Raw genomic sequence first — 25,660 nt, 5'->3', positions numbered from 1 at the left:
GCTACGCCATCAGCGGGGCCAGTCGTTCCGCGTGCTCGCGCAGCGACGGGACGTGGCGCAGCATGAGGTGTTCGTGATCGACGTGTCCCGACAGGGCGAGACTGCCGACGAGTGCGCCCGTGCCGGACCGGAGGGGGACCGCGACGCAGGCCGACGCGTCCCGGAGCTCCGCGAGTTGGGTGGCGAAGCCCTGGCTTCGGATCAGGTCCAGATTCGCGAGCAGCTCGCTCCGCGCGACGATCGTGCGGGCCGTCAGCGCCCGTGGCTCCCACCGCGGAATCACGGATTCGAGTTCCGACTTCTCCGCGAGAAGGAGTTTGCCGACCGCGCACGCGTAGAGGTGCTGGTTGAGAAACGACTCGTCCTCCGGCGGCGGGTATTCGGGGTCGGCGTCGGCTGTGCGGACGGCCACGTTGGTGTAGTAGAACAGGTGGACTCCGAAGCGCACCGACAGTCGTAGTTCGGCGAGAACCTCACGCGCCGCCGCACACACGGTGGGCACGACGGCGGCGTCGACGAGGATCCCGATCTTCTGGCCCAGCGCGAACCCGGACAGGTCGGGGAGCCGCACCACATAGCCTTCGCCCACGAGAATGTTGAGCAGTCGATACGTGGTCGCCGACGGCATCGACAGGCGGGCCGCGATGTCTTTCGCGGTCACACCCGAGCCGGCCCGGGCCACCTCCTCGAGCACCCGCAGCGCGCTGGTGACGGCCTTCGGCTGCCGCCCCGACAGGGCTCTGTCGTCGGCGCTCACCGGCGGACCTCCCACGGGCGGTACCGGCCCAGCAGGTCTTCGGCCACGGCCTCGTCGTACACACCCATCCGTTCTCCGATTCCGGGGGATCTCCTGGCGCGGATCGCGAAGACCGCGGCGCCGACAAGCATCAGAAGCACGTAGACGGCGGTCGCCGCGCCCGCGACATACGTGCGCGAGAACGCCGCCCACCCGACCAGGGCGACCATCGCCGTCGCCGTCAGCACACCGATGATCAGGGGAAGCCGAGTGAGTTCGCCGATCCGCCGGAGGAACGCCGGCGTCGCGACGCACAGCAGCACGTACGCGAGGACGTAACCGTGGGCGGACACGGCGAGGAGTCCGATCAGGACTTCGCGGCTCGAACCGCTGACGAACAAGTAGAGGACGGGCACCGCGACGACGACCGGCATCGCCGCCGTCAATGCCACGTGCGGGGTGTGGAACCTGTGGTGCGTCCGGCCGAACACGCTCGGGACCACCCCTTCGCGTCCCATCGCGAACAGGGTCCGCGACAGCGCCGTCGTCGAACCGAGGACGCATGCGAACCAGGAGGCGGTGATGCCGAGTTCCATGACGATCGACAGCGCCGACGAACCGGCGCCCGACGGGTCGGGCAAGGTGAGGACGATCGGCAGCGAATCGACTCCCTGCCGCACCGGCTCCGGCAACTGCAGGGCGGCCGCGAACACGTAGAGAACGCCCAGGGCGATGGGGGTCCACCGGATGGCGCGCGGGACGGCGACGAACGGGTTGCGGGCTTCCCGCGCCACCGTGCCCGCACTCTCGAAACCGACGAACGACGTGATCGCGAGCAGCACGGCGAACCCGACCGCGGAACCCGATTTCGCGCCGCCCGCGGTCGGGGTCGCGCCTTCGCGAACCGATTGCACGAACGCGACCACCAGCGCGGCGGAGGCGGCCACGATCGCGAACACCTCGATGGCCAGCATGATCCGCGCCGACAGTGTCACGCCCCGGACCATCAGGAGAAGGGCGAGAAGCCCGACGATCGCGGCGAGGACCGCGATGAGAGGCGTCCCCGCCGGAAGCCCGACTCGCCCGAGCAGCGCGGCGAGGTAACTCGCGGCACCGAGCGTGCTCGCCATGGCCGCGGCCGCGTAGCCGACGAGCAGCGACCAGCCCCCGCCGAAACCGGGCACCGGCCCGAGTCCCTTCACGATGTAGCTGTAGAGACCGCTGACCGCCACCATGCGGGTGGCGAACTGTCCGATGCAGTAGCCGACCGCCGTCATCAGAATCGCCGCCGCGACGAACACCGCGATGGTGGCCCGGCCCGCGTCGGGTATGACGAGAGCAGGCAAAGTGACCATCACGGCCGACGGTGCGACCGCGGACACGGACTGTCCGAGCACCTGGACGAAACTCAGACGCGCCCGCTCGAGACCGGCGACCGGTGATCTAGTTCTGATTCTCGGTGTACCGGACACCACGCACCTGCTCTCCACACTTTCCGGCCGGCCCAGCGCGAGTGATCAACCCGGGGCTGCATGAGTTGCACGCTAGCGCAGGAGACGAGCGCGATGCGCCGATCGGAATTAATTTTCGATCACCTCGAATGAGAATGGCCGGGGAATTCGTTCCCGATTCCGGGGCCTGCGACGCCGCACACGGCGGATCAGCTGCACCGACCCGAAAAGCCGGAATGAGAATCGGCGGCGCGGCGGCCGGAAAAGTCGAATGAGAATGCCGCAGCCGCTGATTCCCATCCGGATTTAGTAGTGACCGGCGACACATCCGGGGTTTATCGTGGGTTCAGGCCGCAGCACGACGAGGTGAACTCATCCGCCAAAAGTGTTCTGCAGAAGCCGGATTCATTCACAGATTCATTCACTCCACCGAAGAGGACATGATGACTGCAGTCGTTCACACCCCAGCCGGACTCGACCCCCGGGTCGTCGACTTCTTTTCGTCGCCGAAGCGCATGTTCGTCGACGGCCGATGGGTGGACTCGGCGTCGGGCAGGACGTTCGAGACGGTCGATCCCGCCACCGGACAGGTGATCACGACAGTGCCGCACGCCGGAATCGAAGACGTGGACCGGGCGGTAGCGGCGGCCCGGCGGGCCTTCGAATCCGGGCCGTGGCGCTCGCTCACCCCCGCGGAACGTCAGCGGATCCTCTGGAAGATCGGCGAGGGGATCCTGGCCCGGGCCGATCAGTTCGCGCAGCTCGAGTCGATCGACAACGGCAAGTCCGTGGCGGTGGCGAAGGCCGTCGACGTGACGTGGGCAGCGGAGATCTTCTTCTACTACGCCGGCTGGGCCACCAAGATCGAGGGCCGCACCATCCCCGTGTCGGTGCCGTGGGCGCCCGGAGCACGTTTCCACGCCTTCACCACCCGTGAACCGGTCGGTGTGTGCGCACAGATCATCCCGTGGAACTTCCCGCTGGTGATGGCCGCGTTCAAGGTGGCGCCCGCGCTGACCTGCTCGAACACCATGATCCTCAAGCCTGCGGAGCAGACCCCGCTCACCGCGTTGCTCCTCGCCGAGGTGATCGCCGAGGCCGGCGTCCCCGACGGCGTGTTCAACGTGCTCACCGGTTTCGGCGACATCGGCGCGGCGCTGTCGAGTCACGACGACGTCGACAAGGTCGCGTTCACCGGTTCGACCGAGGTCGGAAAGAAGATCGTCAATGCCGCGTCGGGGAACCTGAAGAAGGTGTCCCTCGAACTCGGTGGCAAGAGCCCGCAGGTGATCTTCTCCGACGCCGACCTCGAGGCTGCGATCCCCGGCGTGGCCGGCGGGTTCCTGTTCAACCACGGCCAGGCCTGCACGGCCGGAACGCGCCTGCTCGTCGAAGACCGGATCTTCGACGAATTCACCTCCGGTGTAGCCGATTTCGCGAAGTCGCAGAAGATCGGGCCTGGGCTCGACCCCACCAACGACGTCGGCCCGCTGATCTCCCAGGAGCAGTTGGGCAAGGTCACCGGATACATCGACGCCGGACTCGCCGACGGTGCCCGCGCGCTCTCCGGTGGGCACCGGCACGGCGACACCGGCTTCTACGTCGAGCCCACCCTGCTGGTCGACGTGAACCGCGACTTCAGCGTGTACCAGGAGGAGATCTTCGGCCCGGTCGCGGTGGCGGTGCCGTTCAACCGGGAGGAAGGCGTCCGCGCGGCCGCCAACGACACCCCCTACGGCCTCGCCGCCAGCGTGTGGACCCGGGACGTGTCCCGCGCCCACGAGGTGGCCGCCGAGATCAAGGCGGGCACGGTGTGGGTGAACTGCCACAATGCGTTCGACACGGCGCTTCCGTTCGGCGGCTACAAGCAGTCCGGGTGGGGACGCGAACTCGGTGAAGGCGCCATCGCCGAATACACCCAGAGCAAGTCCGTCAACATCGCACTCTAGATTCCTCGACCGGATTCGAAATGAGAATCGTCCTGCGTGCGTTCTCATTTGCTGTCGACGGACTGTGACGCAGCGGCAACTGCGCCGACAACTCGCAGTCACATGCTCGTTCCAGAGCTCACCGCGGATCCTCCACGCAGACCCTCTCCTCGTGAAAGTCGAAGGAAGCCATGACAACCAACGCCCCCACGCACTCGAGTGCGGTCAGCGACGGCGCCACTCGCAGACTGGCAGGCACCCTCGGTCCGGGTGCCATCGTGTTCATGGTCGTCGCGGCGGCGGCCCCGTTGACCGTGATCGCCGGAACCGTCCCGCTGGGCATCGCAGCGGGCAACGGTGCCGCCTATCCCGCGTCGTACATCGTCTGCACGGTGGTGCTGCTGTTCTTCGCCGTCGGATTCACGGCGATGGCCAAGCACCTCCCCGGCGCCGGCGCGTTCTACACCTACATCACGCAGGGCCTGGGCCGGCATGCCGGTCTCGGCTCCGCATTCCTCGCGTTGCTGTCCTACACGGCAGTCCAGGGTGCGGTGTACGGATACATCGGAGCCGCCGTCAACGATTTCGTCACCGCTCACGGCGGCCCCGAACTTCCCTGGTACGTGTGGGCCCTGGCTGTGACGGCCGTGGTTGCGATCCTCGGATACCGGCACATCGACCTGTCCGGCAAGGTGCTCGGCGTACTGCTCGTCTGCGAGGTCGGAATCGTCCTCGTCATCGACGCCGCCGTCATCGTCCGGGGCGGCGGCGACGAAGGATTCTCGACGGCGGCGTTCCACCCCGCCGAGTTCTTCTCCGGAGCACCCGGCATCGCACTGATCTTCGCCATCGCCGGGTACATCGGATTCGAGGCCACCGCCGTCTTCCGTGACGAGGCCCGCGACCCGGGCCGCACCATCCCCCGGGCCACCTACCTGGCGTTGCTGGTCATCGGCGGTTTCTACGCACTGTCGAGCTGGGCGATGGTCAGTGCGTGGGGCGACGAGGGTGCCGTGGCCATCGCGACCGAGAATCCGGAAGGGATGATCACCGAGACCGCCACCCGCTATGTGGGCGCGATCGCCGGCGACCTGGTTCAGATCTTCCTGATCACGAGCCTGTTCGCGGCCCTGCTGTCCTTCCACAACGTGCTTTCCCGGTACATCTTCTCCCTCGGGAACAGTGCGGCCCTGCCCGCGGGATGCGGCCGCTCGCACGCCAAGCACGCGTCGCCGTACATCGCATCGGTCGTGCAGACGGCATCCGCTCTCGTCCTGATCGCCGCGTCCGCCGTCGCCGGACTCGACCCGGTGACCGAGGTGTTCGCCTGGTTCGCCGGCGTGTCCTCGGTCGGCATCGTCGCACTGATGACCCTGACCTCCGTGGCCGTCCTCGTCTACTTCGGCAGGACGCGGGTGGACCGGCGGGTGTGGAACACCGTCATCGCACCCCTGCTCGGCCTCGTCGGCCTGGCCGGGCTCCTGATCATGACCGTCGCCAACCTTCCCCTTCTCGTCGGCGGGTCGAGCACTCTCGCCGCCGTCATCGGGGTCCTGCTCGTCGGAACCTTCGCCGGCGGGGCAGCCGTCGCCGTACTCCGACCCCACGCCGCACGCCACGACACCGCTCTACCGCAGCACGACACGAACGACACCATCATCGACAAGGAGATCGCACGATGAGTACCGCCACCACCGAGACCCCGGCCACCGTCGGTTCCGCCGCCCCGGATCATCCGCTCACTCCGTTGTCTGCGGACGAGATCCGTTCGGCGAAGGCACTCCTCACCGACGAAGGGCTGATCGGCGAGAACGTGCGCTTCGTCTTCGTCGCGCTTGCCGAGCCGCACAAGTCGACGGTCCTCGCGTTCACCGCGGGCGACCCGATCGAGCGACGCGCCCGGATCCTGCTGCTCGACCGCTCCACCGGCATCGGCACCGACCTCGTCGTGTCGGTGACGGAGAACCGCGTGATCAGCTCGACTACTGTCGATTCCGCCACCGACGGCCACGTGCCGATCCTCGACGAGGAGTTCGAGGACATCGAGGCGTTCCTGCTCGGCAGCTCCGACTGGCTCGCGGCGATGGCCAAGCGCGGCATCGAACCGTCGAAGGTCCGGGCGGTTCCCCTGTCGGCGGGCGTGTTCGGTCACGAGGACGAGGTCGGGCACCGCATCGTCCGCGTCCTCGCCTTCCACCAGGAGGACAAGGCGGACCTGCCGTGGGCGCACCCCATCGACGGGGTCGTGGCCTACGTCGATCTCACCGCGCGTCGCGTCGTGAAGGTGGTCGACGAGATCGAGCTTCCCGTGCCCGCCGAGCGCGGCGAATGGAACGCCGAACCGCACGCGACAACCACCCGCACCGACCTCAAGCCGATCGAGATCACTCAACCCGAGGGCGCCAGCTTCTCCGTCGACGGCAACGAGATCACGTGGGCCGACTGGAAGTTCCGGTTCGGTTTCGATGTGCGCGAGGGCCTGACGCTGCACCAGCTCTCGTTCGACGACGGGGGAGTGGAACGTCCCGTGATCTATCGTGCCTCGATCGCCGAGATGGTGGTTCCCTACGCCGATCCGTCCCCGGTCCGGTACTGGCAGAACTACTTCGACCAGGGTGAGTACCTGTTCGGCCGGTACACCAACTCGCTCGAACTCGGCTGCGACTGCCTCGGCGAGATCCAGTACTTCGACGTCACGATCGCCGACGAGTCCGGTGACCCGCGCGTCATGAAGAACGCGATCTGCCTCCACGAGGAGGATTACGGTGTCCTGTGGAAGCACACGGACATGTTCAACGGCATGACCGAGACGCGCCGCTCGCGCCGCCTCGTCATCTCGTTCTTCCTCACCATCGGCAACTACGACTACGGGTTCTACTGGTACCTCTACCTCGACGGCACCATCGAACTCGAGGCGAAGGCCACCGGAATCGTCTTCACCTCCGCCTACCGCGGCGCCGAGGGATTCTCCACCCAGATGGCACCCGGGCTCGGCGCCCCGTTCCACCAGCACCTCTTCTCCGCCCGGCTCGACATGGCCGTCGACGGCAACGTGAACACCGTCGAGGAAGTGGATGCCGTGCCCGTCCCGATGGGTCCGGAGAACCCGTGGGGCAATGCCTTCCGCTGCCAGAAGACCAAGCTGACCACCGAATCAGAGGGGCAACGCACCGCCGACAACCTCAAGGCCCGGGTCTGGCACATCACCAATCCCACCAAGCAGAACCGGCTGGGGCAGGACGTCGGGTACGCGCTGCACCCCGAAGGTCAGCCGGTGCTCCTGGCGGACCCGTCCAGTTCGATCGCCTCCCGCGCCGCGTTCGCGACCAAGCACCTGTGGGTCACGCAATACGACGAGTCCGAGCGTTATCCCGCAGGCGACTTCGTCAACCAGCACCCGGGACAGGCGGGCCTGCCGACGTTCGTGGCGGGCAACCGGGACATCGAGGGCGAAGACCTGGTGCTGTGGCACACGTTCGGGCTGACGCACTTCCCCCGGCCCGAGGACTGGCCGGTCATGCCGGTCGACTATGCCGGGTTCACGCTGAAGCCGGTCGGATTCTTCGACCGCAACCCCGCGCTGGACGTGCCGGCGAGCACCGCGAAGCACTGCTGCGAAGGCTAGAAGTCGTGTCCGCCGTCTTTTCTCCGATCGCCCGCCGCACCAGTCATTGGTTGCGGCGGGCGGCCGCGGTCCTCGCGGTGGCCGCGGCAGGGCTCCACGCCGCGTCGCTCGGTGAGCATGCGACGTCGTCGCCGATGGTCGGCCTGGTGACCGTCGCGATGATCTTCGGATGCCTGTACTGCGCGCGGCACCTGTGGATGCGTGGATCGCACCGGGATTGGGGTCTCGTCGCGCTGATGAACGTCGGCATGATCGCGTTGCACGTCACCGTGATGAGTCCCGGATCCGGTGGCGGCGGCCACCACGGGCACGCGATGCACGCGGCGGCGTCGGCTCCGATGGGTCATTCGATGTCGACTCCGATGGCGGCGGCACTCGCGACGGCCGCACTCGAAGCGGTCGTCGCCGTGACGGTGCTGTTCTACCAGACTCGGCTCGACGCTCGAGAAGTCCCGGCCTGACGGAGAGGATTAGTTTTGCACTGGCGCAAGATCGTTCGCCACCAGTGCGAGAATGTCGTTCGCGTGACTGACGGCAATGAAATGACCACCACCGCTGATCGGGTGCCAGACAGCGCCGGGAGTCTTGTCCGCTACCGTCTTGTTGATGATCTCAGGCACCAGGGTGTCAGCGCTGCCCTGCCAGAAGTGCACGGGGCGCGTCACTTTCGTCACGTCGAACGGCCAGGCCTTGTAGAGCATCGTGGCGTCGACGACGAGTCCGTCCGCGCCATGCCGAAAGCACTCGCGCCCTGCCCTCAGGAACGCGTCGAGGACCTTCTCGTCAGACAGCACCTCCCGATCCGCGGTGCACGCCGACTGCGTGATCGCCTTCGCGTAGCGGTCCGCGAAGTGGGTGGCACTGATACCGAGCACGTCGTACATCAGTGTGAAACCAGGGTGGAAGTGAAGTGCCAGGCGGCCGCCCAGCGCGTCGACGCTGCTGAGATACTTGGCGGCCCAGTTCGATCCGAACGTTCCGTAATTGCCACCGGCGATGCACACGACATTCACCAGGCGCGCGGGGTCCAGATACGCGGCGGCCGCCAGGGCCCACGGTCCACCCTCGGACCAGCCGGTCACCGCGAATCGCTGTGCGCCGAAGGAGTCGGCCAGCAACAGGAGGTCATCGGTCCAGCCTTCGAAGGTGCGGCCCGGTTGAGGATCGGACCCGCCGATGCCAGGCCTGTCCGCGCACACGAATCTCAGTCCGTTGGCCTTCGCATGCGAATCGAACAGCTCGGCCTCCAGTCGGCTCGAGGGTCCGCCGTGGTTGTGCAGCACGAGTGGTCCGCCCGGGTCACCGGCTTCGAGATACGTGATGGTCCGGTCGCCGACCCGGATACTGGCCTCTCGCATCACGTGGACTCCTCACAGCGTTGGCCGGACGCCGAAAGTGGATTGGCGGCGTCGAAACTGCAGGTACTCCGATCAATCCCCATTAGACATCACCGGCGGGCAGGCGGTACACCCGTCGTGCGGTTTCGCCGAAGAAGAGTGCTTGTTCTGTCGACGGCAAGCCGCCGAGTGCTGCCTGGACGGTGGACACCATGGTTTCGGTATCCCACAGCAGATGGTCGATCGGGTAGTGAGAGGCGAACATGCATCGCCCGGCGCCGAAGATGCTGAGGGCCGTCCGGACCCACCGACCGATCGCCTCCAGGGATGTTCCGAAAATGAGGGCGATTCCCTGCAACTTGAGGACGACGTTCGGAAACTGACTCACTGCCGCGAGGCGTTCCTCCCAACGGGTGAAGCCCTCCGTAGTGAGGTCGACCGGCCAACCGGCCGCTTCCAATACAAACGTGGTGTCGGGATACGCGGCGATGAGTTCGTGCGTGGCGGGTAGCTGCTCGTCGTAGACGAGCAGATCCCACACCAGCCCCGCATCGGCGACCTGCTCGAATCCACGCAGCCAGGCCGGGTCTGACAGGTAGTCGCCGCGCGCACCCAGGCGCTTGATCGGGTCGGCCGCCCAGTACAGCGGCTGACGCACAGCCCGGACCACCGGGAGATCCCCGTATCGCGCGAGAACGCCTGTCAGATCGCCTGAATCGAGCTGCACGGCCGCGATGAAGGCGTTCGGCACACCGGCACGGTCGGCGCAATGCTGAATCCAGACGGCCTCCGCGACTCCGTCTGCAGCACCGAACTCGCACGCGACCGAGGCCGTGACGGGCGTTCCCTCGACCTGTGTCCGATAGTCGTGAGGCAGGTACCGGTGCGCAGCGTCATAGTAGTTCGGCAGCAAGGCGGTGAGCGGGGGTGGGCGACTGTCGATCCACGGGTACGCGAGGTCGGGCAGGTTGATGAAATGATGATGAGCATCGACAATGTCCACCTCACGCAGCATATTTCAGTCGTCGACGTGGGATCGGGCAATTGGTCGAGCGCGGCGCGTGTGGTCGCGTGGATCGTTAAGGTGTCGACATGGAACGCCGGATCGACGAAGCCCTGGTCCATTACGTCGAGCACGGCATCGGCGTGCCGCTCGTGGCTCTGCACGGAGCCGGCGTCGATCATCGTGAGATCGAGGCGGCGATCGAGGCCGTCGTTCCCGGCACGGGATACCGACGGATCTACCCGGACCTGCCGGGGATGGGCCTCTCGACAACCGGCGGCCTGACCTGCAACGACGATGTGGTGACGCTGCTCGGTGACTTCATCCACAGTCTGGGTGCGGGCCCGGTGTTGCTGGTCGGACATTCCTACGGCGCGTACCTGGCACGCGGGGTGGCCGCACAGCGACCGGACACGGTGCGCGGCCTGGCGTTGTTGTGTCCGGTCACCGAGCGGTCACGACACGTGCCCGATCACGCCGTGGTTCGCCAGGACGCCGATGCCTACGACGAACTCGAACATGCGCAGAGGGCGGGGTTCGACGAGTACTTCGTCGTGCGCACGCCGGCCACCGCTCGCCGCTACCGGGACCATGTTCTGCCGGGTACGACGCTCGTCGACGAGGATGCCCTCGGGCGCATCTTCGCCGGGTGGACGGTCGACGTCGGGTCGAGTGCGTTCTCGGGACCGACGTTGCTCGTGGCGGGCCGCCGCGATTCGGTCGTCGGGTACACCGACGCGGCCGAATTGCTCGAGCGCTACCGGCACGCCACCCTGGCCGTCGTCGATGGCGTCGGTCATGCACTCATGCACGAGCGGCCTGAACTACTCGCCGCCCTGTTCGGCGACTGGTTGGATCGGCTGACGCGCTCGGCCGATGGTTCTACCGGGACGTTTCCGTCCAGGTGACCGGCAGTTCGTGGACGCCGTAGATGTTCATGTCGGTCCTGAGTTTCACGTCGCCGGCGGGGATGGCGAGCCCCAGGGTCGGGAAGCGGCGCAGCAGTCCCTCGAATCCGGCGCGCATCTCGAGACGGGCCAGTTGCTGGCCCAGGCACAGATGGACGCCGTGGCCCAAGGACAGGTGACCGCGGGCCTTGCGGCGGATGTCGAGGGTGTCGGGGTTGTCGAAGCGCTGCGGGTCGCGGTTCGCGGCCAGCAACGAGACGACGACCGTCGATCCCGCGCGGATTGTTTCGCCGCCGAGTTCGATGTCCTCGGTGGCGTAGCGATAGAAGATGTCGGCAACGGACAGGTAGCGCAGAAGTTCCTCGACGGCATCGGGGAGCAGGTCCGGGTCGGTGCGAAGTTCCGTCAGCTGCTCGGGGTTCTCCAGCAGCGCGAAGGTGCCCAGCGCCAGCATGTTGGCGGTGGTTTCGTGGCCGGCGAGCAGCAGCAGGAAGGCGGCACCGGTCAGCTCCTCGATGGTGAGGTCGTCATCGCGGGCCAGATCGGACAGTATGTCGTCGCCGGGGGCGGCGCGCTTGTGTGTGACCAGATCGGCCAGGTACGTGCTCAGTGCGCCGTACGCGGCCATCTTGTCGTCGAGCGGCTGGTCCTTGATCAGGAACTTGGCGGAGTTGACCTGGAAGTTGTCCCGGTCCACGTAGGGGACACCGAGCAGTTCGCAGATCACCAGCGAGGGCACCGGCAGCGCGAACTCCTTGACCAGGTCGACCGGCGGGGTCAGGCGCGCCATCGCGTCCAGTTGCCGCTCGGCGACGTCGATGATGTGGTCTTCGAGCTGCTTCATGCGTTTGACGGTGAAGGCGCCGGTGAGTTTGCGCCGCATCCGGGTGTGGTCCGGCGGGTCCATGGCGATGAACACGCCCGGCATCTGCGGGGACGGCTCGGTGGCGGCTGGCATGCCGGGGGTGTCGTACGGCACGTGGAGAATGCCGATGTCCTGGCGGGAGCTGAACCGGGTGTCGGCCATGAGCTGGCGGACCGCGTCGTAGCCGGTGACGAGCCAGCCCTCGTGACCGTCGGGGAAGACCATGGGACTGACGGGACGAGTCTCGCGCAGCCGGGTGATCTGCCGGGGCGGGTCGAAGGGGCCCGCATCGCGTTCCATGGGGAGGCCGTACGGGACGGCGACCGTTTTACTCATCGGATGTCCTTTCGTGGCAGTGTCAGTTGCGGGCCGTGCCGCTACCGCGAGTACTCGCGGTTGAAAAGCCTTTTCGACCAGAGGTATCCGCCGAGGGCGATGACGGCGCACCAGCCGAGCGCGATCCATGCGTTGTTCCCGATCGGGGTACCCATGAGCAGGCCGCGCAGGGTTTCGATGATCGGGGTGAACGGCTGGTACTCCGCGAACCAGCGCAACCCGGCAGGCATGGAGTCGGTGGGGACGAACCCACTGCCGAGGAAGGGCAGCAGAACCAGCGGCATACCCACATTGCTCGCGGCCTCGACGGTCTTGCTCACCTGGCCGAGCGCGACGGAGAGCCAGACGAGCGCGAACGTCACCACCACCAGGAAGCCGGCAGTCGCCAGCCACGCGCCCACCCCCGCGGTCGGCCGGAAGCCGACCAGCAGTGCCACTCCGATCACGATCGCGACGCTGAGCATCGCCTGGATCACGCTGCCCAGCACGTGTCCGGTCAACACCGAGACGCGTGCGATGTGCATGGTGCGGAACCGGGCGATGATGCCCTCGGTCATGTCCATCGCGACCGAGATCGCTGTGCCTTGGACCGCGGCCGTCACGGTCATCAGGATGATCGCGGGCACAACGTAGTTGACGTACTCGGCGCGCCCGCCGGACACCCCGCCGAGCCCTGCGCCCAACGTGCCGCCGAACACGTAGACGAACAGCAGCAGGAAGACGACCGGCATTCCGACGAGAGTCACGGTCATCGACGGGTACCGCAGCATGTGATCGAGGTTGCGGCGCAGCATCGTTGCCGAGTCGCGCAGCGGGTGGAACCGGAGGTCCGCGGGGGCCGGCTCGGCGAGGGTGTGGGCGGGGGCGCTGATCATGAGGTCACCTTCTCGTTGTGGGGGTTGCCGGTGAGGGCGAGGAAGACGTCGTCGAGATCGGGGGTGTGCACGGACAGCTCGACGACCTCGACGGCCTCGTCGTCGAGCCGGTCGATCAGGGTCTTGAGCGAGCGGAGGCTGCCGTCGCTGGGTACACGGAGGGCGAGCGCGTCGGGGTCGCGCGAGACCTTGTCGAGGACGCGCTCGGCCGCTTCGAGGCCGCGTGGGTCGGCGAACTGCAGGCGGACGTGGCTCCCGGGGATGCGGCGCTTGAGCTCGTCCGCGGTTCCCTCGGCGACCAGGCGGCCGTGGTCGAGGACCGCGATCCGGTCGGACAGTTCGTCGGCTTCCTCCAGGTACTGGGTGGTCAGGAAGATGGTGACGCCGGTGGCGACCAGGTCCCGGACGATCTGCCACATGGCCCGGCGGCTGCGTGGGTCCAGGCCGGTGGTCGGTTCGTCGAGGAAGATCACGCGCGGGCTGCCGACCAGGGTCATCGCGAGGTCGAGCCGCCGCCGCATGCCTCCGGAGTAGGTCGAGACCGGCTTCGAGGCCGCGTCGGCCAGGTCGAACTGTTCGAGCAGCTGCGCGGCGCGCCGCCGGCCGTCGCTGCGGGCGAGGTGGTGCAGATCCGCCATCAGCAGCAGGTTCTCCTTGCCGGTGAGCAGGTTGTCCACCGCCGAGAACTGGCCGGTGACACCGATTGCGGCGCGCACCGCGTCGGATTCGCGGGTGAGGTCGTGGCCGGCGACTCGGGCGTCACCGGCGTCGGCGCTGATCAAGGTGGACAGGATGTTGACCGTGGTGGTCTTCCCGGCGCCGTTCGCGCCGAGTAGGGAGAAGACCGTTCCCTGCGGGACGGTCAGATCGATGCCGTCGAGCACCACGTGGTCGCCGAACGACTTGCGCAACCCGGTCACCGCGATGGCCGGCTGAGATTGCCTGGTGGTCATGGTTTCCCTTTCTCGAAGTCCAGAAGTGGATCAGGAACGACGGATCGTGATGCCGCCGAACGAGGTGTGCGCGCGGATCTCGACGGTCTCGTCGGACGCCTCGGGCCGGGTGGTGTTGTCCAGCAGGTTGCGTACCTGGCCGAACTTGGTGTTCACCTCGAGCCAGGCGGCGGTGCCCTCGGCGATGCCGATCTCCAGGTCGCCCATCGCGGTCCCGAGCTCGACCGAACCGCGGGCCACCTCGCCGAGGCGAATGCTGCCGTTGGACGTCTTCGACTCGACACTCGCGCCGGCCCGGTCGACGGAGATGTCGCCGTTCGCCGAGCGCACGTGGACGTCGCCGGTGACCGCGGCGATCACGGTGTCACCGTTGGAGTTCTTGACGATTGCGGAGCCCTCGATCTCGCCGATGCGGACCTTCCCGGAGCCGGTGCGGATCTCGGCGTTGCCCGCGACACCGTCCGCGGTGACGTGACCGGCCGCGGTGTCCACTCGCAACGGACCGGTCTGCTCGAGCCGGACGTTCCCGGTGGAGGTCTTGAACCGGCACTGCCCGAGCCGGCCCGTGCTGCTGAGGTCTCCTACCTGCACCTCGCCGGAAACCTGCGAACCGCTGGGCAGGTCGATGGACACCTCCACCGACCTGGACTTGCGGGAGAAGTCGAGAACGCGCGCTTTCGGCCCCATGACCTGGAGCACGCCGTTCGCGTAGTCGACGCGGACCCGCTGGGCGGCCTGCACGTCCGACTCGTCGGATTCGTCGCTCGGGCGCACGTCGACGGTGGTGTCGGTGCGGTCGCTCCCGGTGATCCGCACATTGCCGACGCCGAGCTCGATCGTGACGGAAATCGGTTCGGGTGTATCGAAATTGGGCATAGCTGTCCCCTCAGGATGAGTTGGTGAAACATCCCCGCAGGTCGGGGACGTGGTGTGGGTAAGGCGGTGCGGCTAGCGCACCCAGCCGGTGAGGCTCTGCTTGGTCGGTTTGCCGCGCTGCTGGGCGTGCTGGACGCGGTCCGGTTGCTGCAGCGCGGACGAGGCCGCGCGGACCAGCCAGGCGTTGACCGAGCGCCCCTCCTTGGCTGCGGCCTCCTCGACCGCGGCCTTGAGCTGTTCGGGTAGGCGCACGTTGATCCGCGCGGTCGGGCCGTCCTCGGCGATCGGGGTGCCACCGTCCGCCGGTGCCGCATCGTCGTCGGCCGGTTCCTCGATCGGCTCGGCGGGCCGCGCGGTCACGACGAAGTTTGGGTCGCGCCCGCGCAGGCGCAACTCCACCGATCCCGGGGCCAGATCCTGGGTGATCTCGTCCGTGGCGGCGGACAGTGCGTCCAGCAGCGTCATCCGGATCGCCGATTCGAGCGACCCGGTCAGGCGCTCGACCAACGCACGGGATTCGTCACCGCCGGCTTCGGCGAGGGTGGCGAATTCACGTCCGAGGTTGCTCACATACGGTGTCAAATCCATGGTGCCATCGTGGCACAGCAATGGCACCATGGCAAGGGTTTAGTGGCTCAATGATGGTGCCACATGGCACCACCGGGCTCCTCTCGGATGAAAATTGCTGGTTGTTGCCCCTCGGCCAGTCGATCAGACGTCTCTCGAGGTCAACGGTGACGGCCGAGCGCCGTCCACGTCCGTGATGTCATAGCGTTCGGCCATGGCGGCCGCGACCAGCACCTGTCCGGAATGCGTCATTATTTCGGTATCGGCGGCCAGCGCGGCGATGACACGGCCGATGAACTGTGGCGACTCGGAGTTCGACAGGTCGAGGTACGCCGCAGCCTCCATCACCTTCTCCGTCCGAACGAGTCCCGGATAGAGCGAGACGACGGCGATGTCGTGTGACAGGAGTTCGTATGCCATGTCAGCGGACAGCTTGTCGGTCGCGGCCTTCGAGACGCCGTACGGCACATTCGCGATGTGCTTCTGCGCGGCCCAGAACGAGATGTTCACGATGAGCCCGGATCGCTGGGGGACCATCATGCGGGCCGCGAATTTGCCGGCGACGTAATGCGCTCTGACCCCGGCGGCGAACATCGCATCCCATCGCCAGATCGGTTGCTCCCAGAAGGGAAGGCCCCACGTGAACCGGCCGTCGTCGACCATGCGCTCGTAGCCACCCCACACGTTGTTCACCAGTAGATCGAGTCGCCCCGTCTCCGCGGTCACGCGGCGAAAGACAGCGGAGACCTGTTCGTCATCGGTGTGATCGCAGGTGGCCGGGATGCATCCGGCCGGCAAGTGCGCGTCGTGCACCGTGCGTCCGGTGACGTACACCGTCGCTCCGGCCGATGCCAAATGTTCCGCTACGCCTCGGCCCACTCCGCGGCTGCCGCCGGTCACGAGCGCGACCTTGCCGTCGACCAGGTGATCGCCCATGAGTACGAATGTCGGGGACCGGGCGGCGCGTGTCAACGGCACGGTGCCCTGCGAATAACGGCCGGAACCTCCCTGGGCAACGGCAGTCTGCGCCTAGAATCCCAGTGAGCAGCGACTCCCACTCGACCTCTGCGTACGAAGGGATCGACCCCATGAGCTTGTCGACTCGTAGCCGGCTGCGTCGAACGGCCACCGCGCTCAGCATCGTTCTTGCCCTCGCCACCGTTTCGTGCGGATCGGACGATCGCGGCGGCGAACAGCAAGCAGCGGAGCACGGTCCCGACGTCGCGCACACCGATGCTCCCGACGCCGACAAGATCGTCGATATCGTTCGCGACAAGCTGACGGAGCTCGATCTCAGCGGCGCCGTGTTCGGTGTGTGGCGCGGCGACGAGGAGATCGTCGCCGGGGCGGTGGGAGAGTCGCCGCTCGGCGTTCCCGCGACGCGTGACATGCAATTGCGAGTCGGCCAGCCGATGGAACCGATGCTGTCGACCGTTCTGCTGCAGCTGGGCGAGGCCGGAACGCTGAGTCTGGACGAGCCGATCGCCAAGTGGGTGCCCGACTTTCCGCGGGCCGACAAGATCACCCCGCGGATGCTCGCCAACAGCACCACCGGCATTTCGGACTACGTGACCAACCCCGATTTCCTGAAGATCTTCTACGCAAATCCGATCAAAGGCTTTACGTCTCAGGAGATCTTCGACCTGGCCAACGCCCGCCCGCCGCTGTTCGAACCGGGGACCAGCTTTGCCTACGCGCACAGCGACCTGTGCCTGCTCGGTGTGGTACTCGAGAAGGCGGCGGGAAAGCCGTTGGGCGACCTCCTGAAGGAGCGGATCTTCACGCCGCTGGGGATGGACGCGAGCAGCGTGGTGCTGACACCCCAGATCAGTGAACCCATCCTGCACGGCTATACCAACGAACGTGGCGTCTTCGAGGACTCCACGTTCTGGAATCCCACGGCGTTCCTCAACAGCGGCAACATGAACTCGACGGTGGCCGAAGTCGCGCGGTGGGTTCGGGCACTCGGCACCGGCGAACTCCTGTCCGACACGGCGTTCACGGAGATGATGGCGGACAAGACCGCCGGGCTGGGCCCGCTGACTGCGGACAAGTACTTCGCATTCGGAACCGTTCACCTGGGCAGTTGGCTGCTCATGAACCCGGCATTCGGGGGCTACAACGGCATCGCCCTCTACGAAACGGAGTCGAAGACCACGATCGTCGTCTACGCCACGCTCGGACCGACGGCCAATGCCAACGCCAATAACACTGTGCCGATCGGCAAGGAGATCGGTGCCCTCCTCTTCCCCGACAACCCGCCGAAGGTGCCCTGACGCTCACCGCGCAGGTCGACGGGAGGACCCGGCGGGTCCGCGAAAACCGTTGTCGCTACGGCTAACCGGCATCCTCTTGGGCGGCGAGTTGCACCCTGATCCGCGACGTCGCGTTGATCAACGACTCATTGTTGACGGCGGCCGCAGCGTCGGCGTCGCCCTTGCGGGCGGCCTCGACGAGACGTTCCTGGTACCTCCACAACGAGTCGTCTCCGGGCGTGTCGAGGGTGCCCTGCGCACCGACGATCTTGTAGGCACGGCAGTGTTGCCACAGGGTGCGGATGGAATCGACCAGCACGGGGTTCGCTGATGCTTCGTAGAGAATCGTCAACAGCGCCTCGTCGTGATCGAGCAGCGCCACCACCCGGCGTTCGGCGATAGCGGCCTGCATGAGCTCGTACTCGGTGTGCATCCGCTCCACGTCCGCGGGGCTGATCTGCTGGGCGCCCAATCGTGCGGCTTCCACCTCGAGCAACCGTCGCACGTCGTAGACGTGGACCAGTTCGGCCAGGGTCAGGCCTTTCACGACCGCGCCCTTGTGGGGGACGCGCTCGGCCAGACCGGCTTCCTCGAGCCGCCGGATCGCCTCGCGCACCGGCATCACGCTCGTCCCGACCTGCGCGGCGATGTCGCGAATGCGCAGGCGGGAGCCGGCAGGCAGATCGCCGTTCATGATCGCCTCGTGCATCGTCTCGTAGACCTGGTCGGTCAACAGGGACGTTTCGGCGCGCTTGGTCATTACCACAGCTCAAATATAAACCGCACGAGGGGCGCAGCCGTGCGGCAGACGACCTGCGCGAGTCTGCGAGCCGCGCCGCACACCGGTGCCGCGACACACCGGCAGCCTGAGTTGGTCGTGCGTCCAGAGCGTTTACGCTCGTCGGAGGTGCTCGGGGCGGAGTGACGGACGGCGGGTGGGCTGTGAAACACAGGGCGCGTAGATCAACTCTGGTGGTGGTGACGGCAGCGGCCGCGGTACTGACACCGATCGTGGCGTCGGCCCCGGTGGCAGCGGATCCGGTCGGGTTCACGAAGACCACGCTCCATTTCCAGGTTCTCGTCGGACCGAACCGGGACGAGCCGTGCGACGTGATCGGCGACGTGTACAAACCCGACTCGGCGTCGGCGTCGTATCGGGTGCCCGCCGTCCTCACCACCAACGGCTTCGGCGGTTCCAAGAACGATCAGGCCGGTATCGCCTCGTTCCTCGCGTCCCGCGGTTACGCGGTGCTCGCGTACTCCGGGCTGGGCTTCGGCGGTTCCGGCTGCAAGATTCACATGGACCACCCCGACTACGACGGGCGCGCGGCGAGTGAACTGGTGAGCTTCCTCGGTGGACGCGACGGCATGGCGTTCGTCGATCCCGCGCACACCGTCCCCGTCCCCGGTCTCGACTACGTGGTGCAGGACCCGACCGCTCACCACGGCGTCGCCGAGGCGCACGATCCGCGGGTCGGCATGGTCGGCGGTTCCTACGGCGGGGCCGTGCAGTTCGCCGCGGCCTCGGTGGATCCCCGGATCGACACGATCATCCCGATGATCACGTGGAACGACCTCAGTTACTCGCTCGCGCCCAACGGCACCGACCAGATCACCGGGGTCAGCACGTCGGTTCCCGGTGCGTCGAAGGTGGTGTGGTCGCTCATGTTCGGGGCCATCGGCGTGACCAACCCCCGGGCCGTGGGCTACGCGCAGGACCCTGTGCGGGCGTTGGGTTGTCCCAATTTCGCCGACCCCGCGTGCCCCGCGCTGACGCAGGCCGCGGTGCAGGGCTATCCGGACCCGGGGTCCGTCGACTTCCTGCGCCGGTCGTCCGTGGTCTCGTACGCGGACCGGGTGAAGATTCCGGCGTTGATCATGCAGGGCCAGCAGGACACCCTGTTCGATCTCAACGAAGCGACGGCCACGTTCGAGACCCTGCAGGCGCAGGGCAACGACGTGAAGATGATCTGGCACAGCTGGGGGCATTCCGATCTCACTCCCGCCGAGGGCGAGATCAGCATGAAGGATCCGAACCCCGACACCCAGTACGAGACGGGCCGGATGGTCGACTGGTTCGACCACTATCTGAAGGACAGCGCGGTCGACACCGGGCCGGTGTTCAGCTACTTCCGCAACTGGATCGACTACACCGGCAACGCCGCACCCGCGTACGCCGAATCCTCGGATATTGCGGTAGGCCAGGACTATTCGCTCTACCTCTCCGGCGACGGCGCACTGACCGACCGACTCGACGGCATCGTTCCCGGCTCGCAGACGCTGAACACGCTGCCCGGCGGCCTCCCCACCGACCGGGAGGCGCCGGACACCCGGCCGGGGAACCAGGTCCCGCAGGGCATGATCTCCGGCACCCAGGCCGAATGGTCGTCCGGCATCCTCGATGCCCCGCTGGACGTGGTGGGCGCCCCGACGCTCGACGTCCGTGTCACCGCTGCACCCGCGGTCACCGGGGTCGAGGACTCGGTCGTGGTCTTCGCGAAGCTGTACGACGTGGCTCCCGACGGCACCGAAACGCTGATCAACGGACAGGTCGCTCCCGTGCGCATCGTGGCACCCGGTGAGCCCCTCGAGGTCACGATGCCGGCCATCGTCCACCGCTTCGACGAGGGGCACCGCGTTCGCCTCGTGGTGTCCGGGGGAGATCCGAGCTTCCGCGGAAGCCTGGTGCCGCACCAGGTCACCATCGCGTCCGGTGACCCGGGGCAGGCGCTGGTGCTGCCGGTGACCGGCAGCTGAGGTTCGGGCTCGTCCTGCTCACTCCCGCATGATCATCAGGGCGGCTTCCCGCTCGAGATCGAGGTAGGGCTCGCCGCTGACGTCGATCGCGACCCGATTGATCGTGCCACCGGTGAAGCGGTGGGGTGATTCGCCCGGGTAGTCGTCGGTGATCGGCTCGCCTGGGTGGCGGCCGACGTACGCCCCGGCACCCGCGATCGCGAACGCACCGAGCTGCGTCTTGATTCGCCCCTCTCCGACCTTTCGGTCGGCGTGGTACAGCGACAGAATTCCTGTGGTGAACGTCGGCTCCTGCCCATCCTTGTCGAACGAGGCAGACAGGATCAGATCCGTTCCGAAGGGGATGTCCTCGGAGCCGACGATCATCTGTTCTTCACTGCCCACGAAGTTGTTGACGTAATGCAGCCGTTTGTTCTTCACATACAGTGCGTGGCCACCGAAGCGGGATCCGATCGCGAAGAGGACGCCTTCGGCTCCCGGCGCCGGGATGTCGACGAGCGCACCGATCACGAACGATCGGCCGCGGGTGTTGACCGCTTGCCACTCGGACACTGCGGCGACGTCCGGGTAGTACACGTACCGGTTCCGCGTCGCTGTGAGCTGGGGTCGGGGCGTGTTCATGATCTCGACACCTGATCGATCGTCCAGCGGGAACGCCGCGTTCGCACCGGCTTCGGCGAACCAGAGGTTCACCATCTCCCGCAGCTTGTCCGGGTGCTCCGCAGCCAGGTTGTTCACCTCGGCGCGATCGATGTCCGTGTGGTAGAGCTCCCATTCGTCGTCGTTGAAGTGGCCCCAGCCCGCCAGAGTCGGATGTGTCGTGACGGCTTTCCAGCCTTCGTGCCAGATCGACCGCGACCCGAGCATCGCGTAGAACTGTGACTTGCGCGCCGAGGACGTGGATTTGTCGTCGATACTGCTCCGCATGCTGACGCCGTCGAACGGGCTCTGGACGTGTCCCTTGATCGTCTCGGGGGCGTCGATCCCGAGGATGTCCAGGATCGTCGGCACCACGTCGATCGCGTGATGGTACTGGTCGCGGATCTCGTCCCGGGCCTTGGTACCGGCCGGCCACGAGATGATGCAGGGGTCGGCGGTTCCGCCGTTGAACTCGTAGCGCTTCCACATCTTGAACGGGGTGTTGAACGCCATCGCCCAGCCGTTGGCGTAGTGGTTATATGTCTTGGGTCCGCCGAGATCGTCGAGCTTCGCGAGGTTTTCGGCGAGGTCGTCCGGGATGCCGTTGGCGAACTTCATCTCGTTGACGGAACCGTTCGGACCACCTTCACCGCTCGCGCCGTTGTCGGAGACGACCACGATCACGGTGTTGTCCAACTGATCGTTCTGCTCGAGATAGTCGAGCAGACGCCCGATGTGATGATCGGCGTGGGCCAGGAAACCTGCGTAGACCTCGGCCATTCGCGCGAAGAGGCGCTTCTCGTCGTCGTTCAGGGTGCTCCACGGGCGGGTGTAATCGAGTTCGGGGAACGGTTCGCCCTCGGGTCCCGACCGGGTTTCGGGGGTGCCGATCGGGTTGATCGGCGGAAGCTCGGTGTCCGCGGCGACGATCCCCAGCTCCTTCTGCCGGGCGAGGGTCTGTTCACGGATCGCGTCGTAGCCCATGTCGAATTTGCCCGCGAATTTCTCGATCCATTCCTTCGGGGCGTGATGCGGGGCATGACATGCGCCGGGCGCGTAGTAGAGGAAGAACGGCTTCTCCGGTGCGATCACCTTGGCGTCCTTGATGAACTCGAGTGCCTTGTCCGTGATGTCTTCGGTGAGGTGATAACCCTCCTCCGGTGAACGCGGCTGATCGACCGGGTGGTTGTCGTAAACCAGATCCGGATACCACTGGTTGGTCTCCGCGCCGAGGAAGCCGTACCAACGCTCGAAACCTCGCCCACTCGGCCAGTTCCGGCGAGTGGCGGCCAAATTCATCTCATCGGTCGGGCAGAGGTGCCATTTGCCCACCATGTAGGTGTTCCAGCCGCGCTCGGCGAGTATCTCCGGGAGCATGCCGTTCTCCGGCGGGATCGTTCCACTCGCGTTCGGGAATCCGATCGAAGCCTCGGTGATGCAGGCCATGCTGTTGCGCGTGTGGTTGCGTCCCGTCAGCAGGCAGGAGCGGGTGGGTGAGCACAGCGCCGTGGTGTGCCATTGGGTGTAGCGAACACCCTTGGCGGCGATCCGGTCGATGTTCGGCGTTTCGATCGGCCCGCCATAACAGCGCATCGCCGAGAAACCGACGTCATCGAGGACGATATAGACGACGTTGGGCGCATCGGCGGGAGCCTTGGGTGGCTCGAAGGGGGCCCAGTCCGGTACCGAGTCGCGAATGTCGACGTTGACGACACCCCGAAATGGCTTGCCCATGGCACGGCTCCTCACGTGTAGTCCTGGGTTTCAGCGTCGGCCTCCGCGCCGTCGCGAACCTCACCCGGCACGGGTGAACCCGGTGAGCGCCCGACCGCGGCGGGACCTCGCGAGAATGGGCATCGAAGTGATTGACATCACAGGAGGGCCTGGCCCACACTGGAACCCTAAATTGAACCCGATGTCAAGATCAATATTGCGTCGGCTGGTGGAGAGGAACCACAGGTGACCAAACTCGGAGGAGTGTGCGACAAGCGCTTCACGGCGTTGCAGGAGGCACTGAAGGACAATCTCGACTCCGGTGAGGAACTCGGCGCGTCGATCGTCGTGACCCTCGACGGAGAGCCGGTGGTCGACATGTGGGGCGGATGGTCCGACACCGATCACACCACCGAATGGGAGCGCGACACCATCACGAACGTGTGGTCGTGCACCAAGACGGTTACCGCGCTCGCCGCATTGATGCTCGCGGACCGCGGACTGCTGGACGTCTACGCGCCCGTCGCGAAGTACTGGCCGGAATTCGCCGCGGCAGGCAAGGAACGCGTCGAGGTCCGCCATCTCCTGTCACACACGTCGGGTGTGTCGGGGTGGGATCAGCCGATCACGGTCGAGGACACGTACGACCTGGCAGAGTCCACGAAACGGCTTGCCGCCCAGGCGCCGTGGTGGGAGCCGGGCACGGCGTCCGGGTATCACGCGCTGAACTACGGCCATCTGATCGGTGAAGTCGTCCGCCGAATCGACGGGCGCACGCTCGGCCGTTTCGTCGCCGAGGAGATCGCCGGGCCGCTGGGGGCCGACTTCCACATCGGATTGGACCCGTCGGAGTTCGGCCGGGTGTCGAACGTGGTCCCGCCGCCGCCGTTGCCGATCGATCTGGCCTCCCTCGACCCCGCCAGTGTCATCGTCAGGACGTTCACCGGCCCCGGACCGGACGCGTCCGCGTCCTGGTCCGACGAATGGCGCAAGGCGGAGAACGGCGCGGCCGGTGGCCAGGGCAACGCCCGGTCGCTCGCCCGGATCCAGTCCGTAGTGGCCTGCGGGGGAGAACTCGACGGCGTCCGCCTGCTGTCGCCGGACACCATCTCCCTGATCTTCGAGGAGCAGTCGAACGGCGTGGATCTGGCTCTGGGGCAACCGATTCGATTCGGCATCGGGTACGGTCTGCCGACGCCCGTGTCCGTGCCGTTCGTCCCCGAGGGACGCATCTGCTTCTGGGGTGGCTGGGGCGGCTCACAGGTCGTCGTCGACACCGAACGCCGGATGACCATGACGTACGTGATGAACAAGATGGGGCCGGGACTTCTCGGCTCCGACCGGACCGCCCAGTATGCGACGGCGACGTTCGATGCGCTGAGCTGACGCACCCGTCCGTGGCACCATGCAAGGAGTCACGGGCGCGAGCGACCTCGGAGGCAGGCATGGAGAACGACGTCGAATTGGGGCATCTGCGGCGGTGCGTGGAGTTGGCACGGGAGGCGGTGGAGGCGGGCGACGAACCGTTCGGCTCCGTCCTCGCCTCCGCGGACGGCGTCGCTCTCGCCGAGGATCGCAACCGGGTCGCCGGCGGCGACGCGACCCGCCACCCCGAGTTCGAGCTCGCCCGGTGGGCAGCGGAAAACATGCCGCCCGAGGAACGCGCGAGAGCCACCGTCTTCACATCGGGCGAACACTGCCCGATGTGTTCCGCCGCGCACGGCTGGGTGGGGCTCGGACGCATCGTCTACGTCAGTTCTGCCGCGCAGACGGCGCAGTGGCTCGCCGAACTGGGTGTCCCGCCGGCACCCGTTCGGCCGATCCCCGTCCAGGACATCGCGCCCGACGTCGAGGTGGAGGGTCCGATTCCCGAACTCGAGGAGGCGATCCACGCACTGCACCGGCAATGTCACGCCGGGGCGTGATCAGGACGCCAGCCCCTTGTCCTGCAGCCATTCCCGGGCGATGTCGCCCATGTCCTCGAGGTCGGCCACCCGCTGGTTCATCTCGATGAGATCCCCGGTCGTCAGTGCCGCCGACACGTCGGCCAGGACGCCGCGGACATCGTCGCCTGCCTTGTTCTCGTTGATGATCGGTGTGATGTTCTCCGCCAGGAACAGGTGTTTGGTGTCCTCGAGTGCCACGAGGTTCTCCGAACGCATCGCCGGGTCGGTGCTGAACACGTCCGCCACTTCGATCTGACCGCTCAGCAAGGCGTTGAGCGTCAGGGGACCGCCGGCGTCGAGTGCCAGGAACTCCTTGAACGTCAGGCCGTATTTGTCCCGCAGGCCGGCGACGCCGTTCTCCCGGGTCTTCCATTCGGGCGGGCCGCCGAGGGTCAGCTCGTCGGCGTGGGGCACGAGGTCCTCGATCGTCTCGAGCGAATACTCGTCCGCGGTTTCCTGTCGCACCGCGAGCACGTCCTTGTCCTCGGCGGGGGACGGTTCCAGTGCGATGAGCCCGGCGGGCAGCTTGGCCTTGATCTCCTCGGTCACCTCGTCCGACGCGGTCGCGGTGGTGGCGCTGTCGAGGTATTGGAGCAACGCACCCGAGTACTCGGGCAGCAGGTCGATGGAGCCGTCCCGGATGGCCGGGACGTACACCTCCCGGCTTCCGATGTTCAGCTTCTCGGTGACGTCGATGCCGTTCGCGCGCAGCGCCTCCGCGTAGATGGTCGCGATCAGCTGGCTTTCGGGGAAGTCCGCGGAGCCGACGACGATGGCACCGTCGCTGCTTCCGCCGTCGTCGGATGCCAACGGGTCCTTGCCGATCCCGCATGCCGTCAACGACATCAGGGTGGCGCCGGTCAGCGCGACGATCAATGCCTTCTTCATGA

The 25,660-nt window shown here is 66.7% G+C and carries 22 protein-coding genes; 9 read left to right on the top strand and 13 right to left on the bottom strand.

Features of this window, described 5'->3' with window-relative positions; translation table 11 throughout:
- Nucleotide 1 precedes the first annotated feature (1 nt).
- Nucleotides 2-757: an IclR family transcriptional regulator gene (locus tag PSR88_RS13190; RefSeq protein ID WP_009475304.1), complete on the bottom strand. Its 756-nt coding sequence runs from the start codon at nt 755-757 to the stop codon at nt 2-4.
- Complete coding sequence (locus PSR88_RS13185) at nt 754-2,208, bottom strand: APC family permease (protein WP_011595320.1); 1,455 nt, start codon at nt 2,206-2,208, stop codon at nt 754-756. The genes PSR88_RS13190 and PSR88_RS13185 overlap by 4 nt, the downstream gene beginning before the upstream one ends.
- A gap of 422 nt (nt 2,209-2,630) precedes the next feature.
- Here PSR88_RS13185 and PSR88_RS13180 point away from each other — a divergent pair, with 422 nt between their 5' ends.
- From PSR88_RS13180 to PSR88_RS13165, 4 genes are all read left to right on the top strand, one after another.
- A complete protein-coding gene (locus PSR88_RS13180; RefSeq protein WP_029539145.1) occupies nt 2,631-4,136 on the top strand; it encodes an aldehyde dehydrogenase family protein in 1,506 nt (501 codons plus the stop codon).
- Between the two features lie 170 nt (nt 4,137-4,306).
- Nucleotides 4,307-5,797 carry an APC family permease gene (locus PSR88_RS13175; protein WP_011595317.1) on the top strand — a complete coding sequence of 497 codons (1,491 nt, stop codon included), beginning with the start codon at nt 4,307-4,309 and terminating at the stop codon, nt 5,795-5,797.
- A complete protein-coding gene (locus PSR88_RS13170; protein ID WP_016882495.1) occupies nt 5,794-7,740 on the top strand; it encodes a primary-amine oxidase in 1,947 nt (648 codons plus the stop codon). The genes PSR88_RS13175 and PSR88_RS13170 overlap by 4 nt, the downstream gene beginning before the upstream one ends.
- Before the next feature lie 5 nt (nt 7,741-7,745).
- Entirely contained in the window at nt 7,746-8,201 is a 456-nt protein-coding gene (locus PSR88_RS13165; RefSeq protein WP_016882496.1) for a hypothetical protein, read from the top strand.
- A 9-nt stretch (nt 8,202-8,210) separates the two neighbouring features.
- Here PSR88_RS13165 and PSR88_RS13160 read toward each other — a convergent pair whose 3' ends face one another.
- Nucleotides 8,211-9,101: an alpha/beta fold hydrolase gene (locus PSR88_RS13160; protein ID WP_029539146.1), complete on the bottom strand. Its 891-nt coding sequence runs from the start codon at nt 9,099-9,101 to the stop codon at nt 8,211-8,213.
- 79 nt (nt 9,102-9,180) lie between these two features.
- Nucleotides 9,181-10,092 (bottom strand): amidohydrolase family protein, encoded by a 912-nt coding sequence (locus tag PSR88_RS13155; RefSeq protein ID WP_016882498.1) that lies wholly within the window; start codon nt 10,090-10,092, stop codon nt 9,181-9,183.
- Nucleotides 10,093-10,169: 77 nt separating this feature from the next.
- Here PSR88_RS13155 and PSR88_RS13150 point away from each other — a divergent pair, with 77 nt between their 5' ends.
- Entirely contained in the window at nt 10,170-10,988 is an 819-nt protein-coding gene (locus PSR88_RS13150; protein WP_016882499.1) for an alpha/beta fold hydrolase, read from the top strand.
- Here the strand turns inward: PSR88_RS13150 and PSR88_RS13145 are convergent.
- The 6 genes from PSR88_RS13145 to PSR88_RS13120 all read right to left on the bottom strand — a co-directional run bounded on the left by PSR88_RS13145 (nt 10,963) and on the right by PSR88_RS13120 (nt 16,396).
- Nucleotides 10,963-12,189, bottom strand: a complete 1,227-nt coding sequence (locus PSR88_RS13145) for a cytochrome P450 (RefSeq protein ID WP_016882500.1) — start codon at nt 12,187-12,189, stop codon at nt 10,963-10,965. The genes PSR88_RS13150 and PSR88_RS13145 overlap by 26 nt on opposite strands.
- Before the next feature lie 41 nt (nt 12,190-12,230).
- The gene (locus tag PSR88_RS13140; protein ID WP_011595311.1) at nt 12,231-13,064 is read right to left on the bottom strand and encodes an ABC transporter permease; all 834 of its coding nucleotides are present in this window, start codon (nt 13,062-13,064) and stop codon (nt 12,231-12,233) included.
- A complete protein-coding gene (locus PSR88_RS13135; RefSeq protein WP_016882501.1) occupies nt 13,061-14,017 on the bottom strand; it encodes a daunorubicin resistance protein DrrA family ABC transporter ATP-binding protein in 957 nt (318 codons plus the stop codon). The genes PSR88_RS13140 and PSR88_RS13135 overlap by 4 nt, the downstream gene beginning before the upstream one ends.
- 30 nt (nt 14,018-14,047) lie before the next feature.
- Nucleotides 14,048-14,893 (bottom strand): DUF4097 family beta strand repeat-containing protein, encoded by an 846-nt coding sequence (locus tag PSR88_RS13130; protein ID WP_016882502.1) that lies wholly within the window; start codon nt 14,891-14,893, stop codon nt 14,048-14,050.
- 72 nt (nt 14,894-14,965) lie between these two features.
- Nucleotides 14,966-15,481, bottom strand: a complete 516-nt coding sequence (locus tag PSR88_RS13125; RefSeq protein ID WP_029539147.1) for a YlcI/YnfO family protein — start codon at nt 15,479-15,481, stop codon at nt 14,966-14,968.
- Between the two features lie 123 nt (nt 15,482-15,604).
- Entirely contained in the window at nt 15,605-16,396 is a 792-nt protein-coding gene (locus tag PSR88_RS13120) for an SDR family NAD(P)-dependent oxidoreductase (RefSeq protein WP_016882504.1), read from the bottom strand.
- A 152-nt stretch (nt 16,397-16,548) separates the two neighbouring features.
- Between PSR88_RS13120 and PSR88_RS13115 the strand changes: the two genes are divergently transcribed.
- Nucleotides 16,549-17,736, top strand: coding sequence for a serine hydrolase domain-containing protein (locus PSR88_RS13115; protein ID WP_016882505.1), 1,188 nt, complete (start codon nt 16,549-16,551; stop codon nt 17,734-17,736).
- A 61-nt stretch (nt 17,737-17,797) separates the two neighbouring features.
- Here the strand turns inward: PSR88_RS13115 and PSR88_RS13110 are convergent, their stop codons facing one another.
- Nucleotides 17,798-18,475, bottom strand: coding sequence for a GntR family transcriptional regulator (locus PSR88_RS13110; protein ID WP_011595305.1), 678 nt, complete (start codon nt 18,473-18,475; stop codon nt 17,798-17,800).
- A gap of 215 nt (nt 18,476-18,690) precedes the next feature.
- On the opposite strand from PSR88_RS13110, the gene PSR88_RS13105 reads away from it, so the two are divergent.
- Nucleotides 18,691-20,472, top strand: coding sequence for a CocE/NonD family hydrolase (locus tag PSR88_RS13105; protein WP_237724080.1), 1,782 nt, complete (start codon nt 18,691-18,693; stop codon nt 20,470-20,472).
- 18 nt (nt 20,473-20,490) lie between these two features.
- On the opposite strand, the gene PSR88_RS13100 is transcribed toward PSR88_RS13105, so the two are convergent.
- Entirely contained in the window at nt 20,491-22,845 is a 2,355-nt protein-coding gene (locus tag PSR88_RS13100; protein ID WP_016882507.1) for an arylsulfatase, read from the bottom strand.
- Between the two features lie 225 nt (nt 22,846-23,070).
- Between PSR88_RS13100 and PSR88_RS13095 the strand changes: the two genes are divergently transcribed.
- A complete protein-coding gene (locus PSR88_RS13095) occupies nt 23,071-24,210 on the top strand; it encodes an EstA family serine hydrolase (protein ID WP_016882508.1) in 1,140 nt (379 codons plus the stop codon).
- 59 nt (nt 24,211-24,269) lie between these two features.
- The gene (locus tag PSR88_RS13090) at nt 24,270-24,749 is read left to right on the top strand and encodes a nucleoside deaminase (protein ID WP_011595301.1); all 480 of its coding nucleotides are present in this window, start codon (nt 24,270-24,272) and stop codon (nt 24,747-24,749) included.
- Here PSR88_RS13090 and PSR88_RS13085 read toward each other — a convergent pair whose 3' ends face one another.
- On the bottom strand, nt 24,750-25,658 hold the full coding sequence (locus PSR88_RS13085) for an ABC transporter substrate-binding protein (protein ID WP_016882512.1): 909 nt from the start codon (nt 25,656-25,658) through the stop codon (nt 24,750-24,752).
- Nucleotides 25,659-25,660: the final 2 nt, after the last annotated feature.

It is taken from the genome of Rhodococcus sp. DK176 (assembly GCF_038447315.2).
Taxonomy (GTDB): domain Bacteria; phylum Actinomycetota; class Actinomycetes; order Mycobacteriales; family Mycobacteriaceae; genus Rhodococcus_F; species Rhodococcus_F jostii_A.
This window is presented reverse-complemented; position numbering and strand designations above follow the sequence as displayed.